The 6,190-nt window shown below is 58.3% G+C and carries 6 protein-coding genes; 4 read left to right on the top strand and 2 right to left on the bottom strand.

The genetic code is table 11. The annotated features are described in order from the left end of the window. Window positions 1-291: 291 nt before the first annotated feature. Both ACVW0B_RS05685 and ACVW0B_RS05680 read left to right on the top strand, forming a co-directional pair. Complete coding sequence (locus tag ACVW0B_RS05685; RefSeq protein ID WP_011432453.1) at window positions 292-777, top strand: 2Fe-2S iron-sulfur cluster-binding protein; 486 nt, start codon at window positions 292-294, stop codon at window positions 775-777. Window positions 778-872: 95 nt separating this feature from the next. Beyond that, window positions 873-2,258 (top strand): FGGY-family carbohydrate kinase, encoded by a 1,386-nt coding sequence (locus ACVW0B_RS05680; protein ID WP_414332211.1) that lies wholly within the window; start codon window positions 873-875, stop codon window positions 2,256-2,258. 454 nt (window positions 2,259-2,712) lie between these two features. Here the strand turns inward: ACVW0B_RS05680 and ACVW0B_RS05675 are convergent, their stop codons facing one another. Further along, the gene (locus ACVW0B_RS05675) at window positions 2,713-2,934 is read right to left on the bottom strand and encodes a hypothetical protein (protein ID WP_414342539.1); all 222 of its coding nucleotides are present in this window, start codon (window positions 2,932-2,934) and stop codon (window positions 2,713-2,715) included. Next, window positions 2,934-4,787 (bottom strand): S8 family serine peptidase, encoded by a 1,854-nt coding sequence (locus ACVW0B_RS05670; RefSeq protein ID WP_414342538.1) that lies wholly within the window; start codon window positions 4,785-4,787, stop codon window positions 2,934-2,936. Before ACVW0B_RS05670 ends, ACVW0B_RS05675 begins: the two co-directional genes overlap by 1 nt. A gap of 200 nt (window positions 4,788-4,987) precedes the next feature. Here ACVW0B_RS05670 and ACVW0B_RS05665 point away from each other — a divergent pair, with 200 nt between their 5' ends. Both ACVW0B_RS05665 and ACVW0B_RS05660 read left to right on the top strand, forming a co-directional pair. Then, window positions 4,988-5,704 carry a MotA/TolQ/ExbB proton channel family protein gene (locus ACVW0B_RS05665; RefSeq protein ID WP_049749560.1) on the top strand — a complete coding sequence of 239 codons (717 nt, stop codon included), beginning with the start codon at window positions 4,988-4,990 and terminating at the stop codon, window positions 5,702-5,704. Window positions 5,705-5,707: 3 nt separating this feature from the next. Then, the gene (locus ACVW0B_RS05660) at window positions 5,708-6,133 is read left to right on the top strand and encodes an ExbD/TolR family protein (RefSeq protein ID WP_414383874.1); all 426 of its coding nucleotides are present in this window, start codon (window positions 5,708-5,710) and stop codon (window positions 6,131-6,133) included. Window positions 6,134-6,190 lie beyond the last annotated feature (57 nt).

Genomic DNA, 6,190 nt, shown 5'->3' with positions numbered 1-6,190 from the left:
CACATGGCCGACACTGCGTTTTTAAAGGGCGTCGGCTACGGTCGGCGCTATCCTTCCCCGCCCTGAAGGACGGGGCTTGCCGCGCCTTTTGGTCAAGTTTCTGAAGCCTACACCAGCAAGACCTATAGTTGGAGTGCCGAGAAGGCTCAGAGGGCATTCGTATGCACCGAGACCTGAATGGCGCATGGGGGATTTTCCTGCATGCTTAGGTAGAACTGCCCTGTTCCGGCAATCTGCATTGGTGAAAGATGCTAGCTTTTTTAGCATCCAGTAGCCCAAAAAGTGCGGACTATGGTCAAGCGTGTGCGGTTGGATCCCATTGCCCAAGTGTCTGAAATCGCCACCAACAGCAATTTGCTCTCGGTGCTGCTGCAAGAAGAGCTGAATGTGTTGAAAGAGTGCGGTGGGCGCGGCCTCTGCGCCACCTGTCATGTGTACGTTAAGGAGGGGATGGAGTCTTTATCCCCGATGAGCAAGCGGGAGCAGCGCACCCTGGAGGTGATCACCACCTGCAAGCCTAACTCTCGCTTGGCCTGCCAAGCGCGGGTGCTGGGGGAAGGGGTGGTGGTGGAATTGCCTGCCGGGATGTACATCCATGCTTTTCAGGATATCGAGGCGTTGATCGGTCGGCGAGCGGAGCAGCCACTTTTGCACCCTGTAACCGGCGCGGTTTTGGTGCAGGAGGGCAAGCTGATCACCCGCTCGGTGCTGGAATCGGTGAGAGGGCTGGATCTGGATATCCAAGAAGCACTGGCTCGGAGCAGCCAGGAGTTTTGAGATTTTGATCCCATCTTTTGAGCCAGTTTGGGCCCCTTTTTGAGGCCACTTGGCCACCCCGTATATAAACAAAGCATTCTCAGGTGAGTATTCCTATGCCCCCTGTGTTTCTTGGGATCGATCTGGGCACTTCTGGGATGCGGGTGGTGGCCCTCTCAGAGCAGGGGGAGGTGGTGGCCAAAAGCGAGCGCCAGTGGGATCCCCCAGAGACCAATCCGGGCCGCTGGTTGCGAACCCTGAAAGCCCTTTTGGGACAACTGACCGCGCAACTGGGGGAGCAGTATTCCATTGCAGCTCTGAGTGCTTGCAGCACTTCCGGCACCATTCTGCCGGTGGATGGTCGAGGCATGCCGTTGGAACAGGCGTGGCTGTATTCTGACCCACGGGGCCAGGCTCAGGCCAAGCAATTGGGGATCCCTGCCAGTTGGGGTCTCAGCCGTTGGCTGTGGTGGGCGGAAGCCTATCCTGATCAGTATCGGGACAGCTACTTGGCCCATCCGGCGGACTTTTTGCTGAGCCAACTGGGGGGGCGCAGGCAGGTGACCGATCACACCCATGCCCTCAAGAGCGGTTTCGACCTGGAGGCCTACACCTGGCCTCAGGAGTGGTTGGCGCGGCAGGGCCTAAACCCCAAGCATTTCCCCGAGGTGGTACCGCCGGGAACGGTTTTAGGAACGGTGCGAGCAGACTGGGGGTTGGGGCCGGAAGTGCTGATCGCGGCAGGGATCACCGATGGCTGTGCCGGGCAACTGGCGGCAGGGGCTATTCGCTTGGGGCAGGTTTCCACCAGCTTGGGCACAACCCTTATTTTTAAGGCCAACAGTCCGGATCCCATACAAACCCCAAGCATCTATTCCCATTTGCACCCGGACAGTGCTCCGCACCGCTGTCGCGAACGAATGGTTTGGTGGCCGGGGGCCGCCTCTTTTTGTGGAGGCGGAGTTTTGCCTCATTACTTCCCCGACGGCAACCTGCAAATGCTGGATCAGCAAGCTCAGGCTTATCTGCCCACCGGGCTGGTCAGCTATCCCCTTTGTCAGCCGGGAGAGCGTTTTCCCATTGTCGATCCCCAGTTTGCCGGGTTCTTGCCGGAGGCAGAAGAGGGATCCCCCCGTTTTTACGCTGCTTTGTTGGAGGGGGTAGCGATGGTGGAGCGGCTGGGGCTGGAAACGTTGGCCGCTCAAGGGATCCCAGTGCCAGAGCAGAGCCCGATTTTCACCACCGGTGGAGGCAGCAAAAGCCCTCTCTGGTTGCGCCTACGCGCCAGCATCCTTGCTCGTCCCTTGGCTGTGGTGAAACACCCGGAGCCGGCTGTGGGGGCAGCCATCTTGGCCGCTTCTGCCTATTGGTGCTGCTCTGTCCAACAGGCTGCCGATCGATTGGTACAGGTAGAACGCTATGTTCAACCGGATCCAGAGTGGGTGAAGTCTTACGCAGAGATCTACTCGGTCTTTCACAGCCGCCTGAGCAACCTGCTTTGACATGTTCCCTGCTCTACTGGCTTGCTTCCCCGTAGCGGTAGGGTGAGGATTCTTGTTACTGGTTCCACAACAGCCCTTGCCGCAAAGGATCCCGTCCCGCTTTCGCCAGTAGGTTTCCCCTCTAAAACAGCGATGATGGTTTCCCAGTTGTTCAGGCTACAGACTTATGACTATGTAAGTATTAAGCGGTCACGGGATACAGCTGCCTACCTACGTTTTTTGAGCTTCGTGAATGCTCAGCCGTGGAAACGAGATTCTTTTTAAACGGAAATGAAATATTTTCGTTGCATTGCTTCCTAACTTTCCTTCTCTCCTGAGAGAGAAGCTAGGGGTGAGGGTCGGCAGCGAGGTGTCTCAATCTCGTTTGAAGCGACTGTAAAAGCATTCTGACATCGAAAAGCAGGGATCCCCGCTTGGGGATCCCCGATTGGTATGGCCGGAGCCGCAAGCCAAGCTAGGGCTGCCGCTGGAAGCTCTTGACTTCTAAAACCGGCCCTACCTGAGCCACCGTCACCATGTCTTCTCTGATCTGTCCCTGGATGGTGACCTCTAGTCCCTCTTGCAAGAGCTCTTTGGGGGCACGGAAAAGGGCATAGTGCTCGCCGGAAGGCAGCGTCAGCACCCACACTCCCCCTTCGATATCCAGGAACTGGATGGTACCGCTGTACTCTTGCATCACTGCCTCAGCGCCAGCCCAGTTGCCGTGGATTGAGATTCCGTAGCCGCTTGCGCTCCCAAGTAGGCCAGGCCCAGGCAGAGCAAGCCATTGAAGAGCAAGAAGGAGCGACCCAACCAAGCAGAGGATCCAAGCCATAGCACCCCCTCATAAAACAGGGATCCGGACAAGAGCAGATGCGAGGCCATGCCAATGCACAAGCCAATCACCGCCCAGCGCCAGCGCCGATGGCCCAGGAGCAGCAACATCAACAGGCCTGGGATCAACACGCTGGCAAATAGGGGGTTCAAGGCATTGGTCTGGGCAAAGGCGGTGCCCAACTCCGGCAGGGAGCTACCCGCCAATTGGAAGGGCCAACGGGGGCCACCGACAATCGCCAACCCCTGCAAGGGGAAAAGACCGGCACTGCCCAAAAGCATCCCAGCCAGCAAAGGCACCGTCTGCAGCAGCCGCTTGGGAGCCAGCCACCAGCGGATCAGCACCAGGATAATGTAGCCGCCCACCACCATCAGCAGCTTCGGCACCAGAGCAATCGGGCCACCATCGAACCAGAAGCGTGGGTTGAGGTAGCCATTGTTGTTCAGGTACTGCAGGAAGTCCTTCAACCAGAGCACCAAGGGGTTTTCCTCCTGTTGCCCTGTGGCCCTGGCCAGCGCCTTGGCTGCATCCAAACGACCAGCCCCGTAGAAGTTCTGTTTGTCGCCGGGCACTGGGGTAGCCGACATTTTCAGCACTTCCTCCACCTTGTCCGGGTCTTTGATGCCCTGAGCCTGGATCAGAGCTGCCACACCGGCTACGTGGGGAGTGGCCATGCTGGTGCCTTGGAAGTAGGCAAAGACCGGCTCGTTGGGGTTACGACGATTGATGGTTTGCTGCAGAATGCCGTACTCGGGGTGATCAGGCGTTTTGGCTCCGCCGGGAGCAGAGATGTCCACCCCCACCCCATAGTTGGAGTAGGGGGCTTTCTCCCCGTTGGGCCCCGTGGCCGAGACAGCGATCACATGCGGGTAACGGGCCGGGTAGCTCACCTGGTTGGAGTTTTCGTTGCCAGCGGCTGCGATCACCGTCACCCCCTTGCTGTGGGCATAGGCCACCGCCTCCTCCATCAGTTGGGCAGAAGCGCGGCTACCCAGGCTGAGGTTGATGATCGTAGCCCCGTGGTCGGCAGCATAGCGGATCCCTTCCACCACATCCGACAGGGATCCAAAGCCATTGGCATCCAACACCCGTACCGGCATGATCTTGGCCTTGAAGGCGATGCCGGCTACACCCAAGACATTGTTGGTGGATTGGGCGATGGTTCCCGCCACATGGGTGCCGTGGCCGTTGAGGTCTTCCGGATCCTCATCGTCATCCACAAAGTCGTAGCCCTTAACAAATTGGGTTTGGGCTAGATCCGGCACTCGTGTTACTCCCGTGTCCACCACGGCTACCGTCACCCCTTCCCCTTGGGAGATGTCCCAGGCTTCCGGCATGCGGATGGCCCTGAGGTTCCATTGCTGGGGATAGAGGCGGTCGTTGGGCACGAAAGCCGCCTGGAATTGATAGTTGGGGTGAGCATACTCGATCAAGGCTTCGTCGGTGAGCCGCTTAACCAGCCGCCGCGTGGATCCCAGGTGGTCGGCATCCACGTCAAACAGGTAGATCGCTTCTTGGCGGGCAAAAGCGCTGTCGCTGCTGGGGCGGAGCGTCAAGTGATACTCTTTAGCGATAGCAGCAATCTGACTGGGGGTGGCCGTGTTTACAAAATTGACCACGATGCTGTCGTAGGGGGCGGATCCCTTGCCGCAAGCCGTCAACAGCAATGCCATCAAGCCGGCGCAGCAAAGACCCAACCAGCGTCTGAATTTCATAATTCACGCCCTCGGGATCCAAAATAATGTTGCAACCAGTATGCCCTCTGGATTGACAATTGACGAGATGAGAGCCGGCATGGGGGCAAAATTGCCAGAAGGTGCAATCTTCGCCGCGCAAGAAGGGATCCCAGCCCTGCCGAGAAAGTGCTATGACAAGATGAGCGTAAATTGCCGCTTGGAGGGGGGAATCAGGATCGATGGATAGAGTCTTGCAGCTCATGATCCAGGGTTGGTATTACTCCATCCCCCTGTTGACGTTCTCGGTCTTCTCAGTGGCCTGTTGCATTGAGCGGGTGCTGTTTTGGTGGAAGATCACCCATCGGCAGGAGGAGGTGGTGCAGCAAGCCCTGAGCCAGTACCGCCGCAACCCGCGCGCTGCCCAGTATTTGCTGGAGCAAAATGCCGATCTGCCGATTGCCCGCATCTTTTTGGCCGGGTTGGAGCTGAACGAGGCCAGCCCGGAAGATTTTAAGCTGGCTCTGGAAACGGCCCTGGCGGCAGAAGTGCCTCTGCTGAAGCGCTTCAACACTGTCTTCGACACCGTAATCACCGTTGCCCCCTTCTTGGGCTTGTTGGGCACCGTCACCGGCATCATCCAGATCCTCAGCTCCATTCAACTGGGGGATATCGGCGGCACCGATACCCAGGGGGTAGGTCGAGGGATCGCCGAAGCCTTGTACTCGACGGCCTTTGGACTGATTGTGGCTATTCCCACCCTGTTGATTTCCAACGTCTTCCGCTCTTTGTACCTGCGGCAACTCTCTAAGATCCAAGAGTACGGCGGCATGCTGGAGCTGCTGCATCGGCAGCGGCAAGAGATGCAGGCCCAACAGCTTTCCCAGTATTCCTACACCCAATCTAGCCCCAGTGGCAGCTCCACCCTTCCCCCCTACTCCTCGCTTGAGCCCTCCTAACCTATGCGCATCCCCGAAGAGAACTTCCGAGCTGGCGAGATCAACATCGTGCCCCTGATCGATGTCATCTTCTCGATCCTGGTGTTTTTCGTGATCGCCAGCCTGGTGCTCACCCGCTCCGAGGCTCTGGATGTCAACCTGCCGGATGCCACTACAGCTGAAGTTCGTCTGCAGCCGGATGTAACGGTGAGCCTGACGGCGGAAGGACAGATTGCTGTCAATCAGGAGAAGATTGCCGATATCTCTGCTCTGATCCCGGCAGTGGAACGCATCCTGGCCGAGAAGCCGGCTGAAGGGCGCCGCTTGGTGGTGATCAACGCTGATTTGGCCCTCTCCCACGGCAAGGTGGTGGAGGTGATGGATACCCTGCAGCGGGTGCCCAATGTCAGCTTGGCGATTGCAGCCCGCCGTCCTGCCAATAGCCGGTAGCTAGGTCTGGGCTAATTTGGGCCTCGGACCAAGTCCTGACGAGACAGAGGAACACGA

The organism is Thermostichus sp. MS-CIW-23 (assembly GCF_054059455.1).
This window is presented reverse-complemented; position numbering and strand designations above follow the sequence as displayed.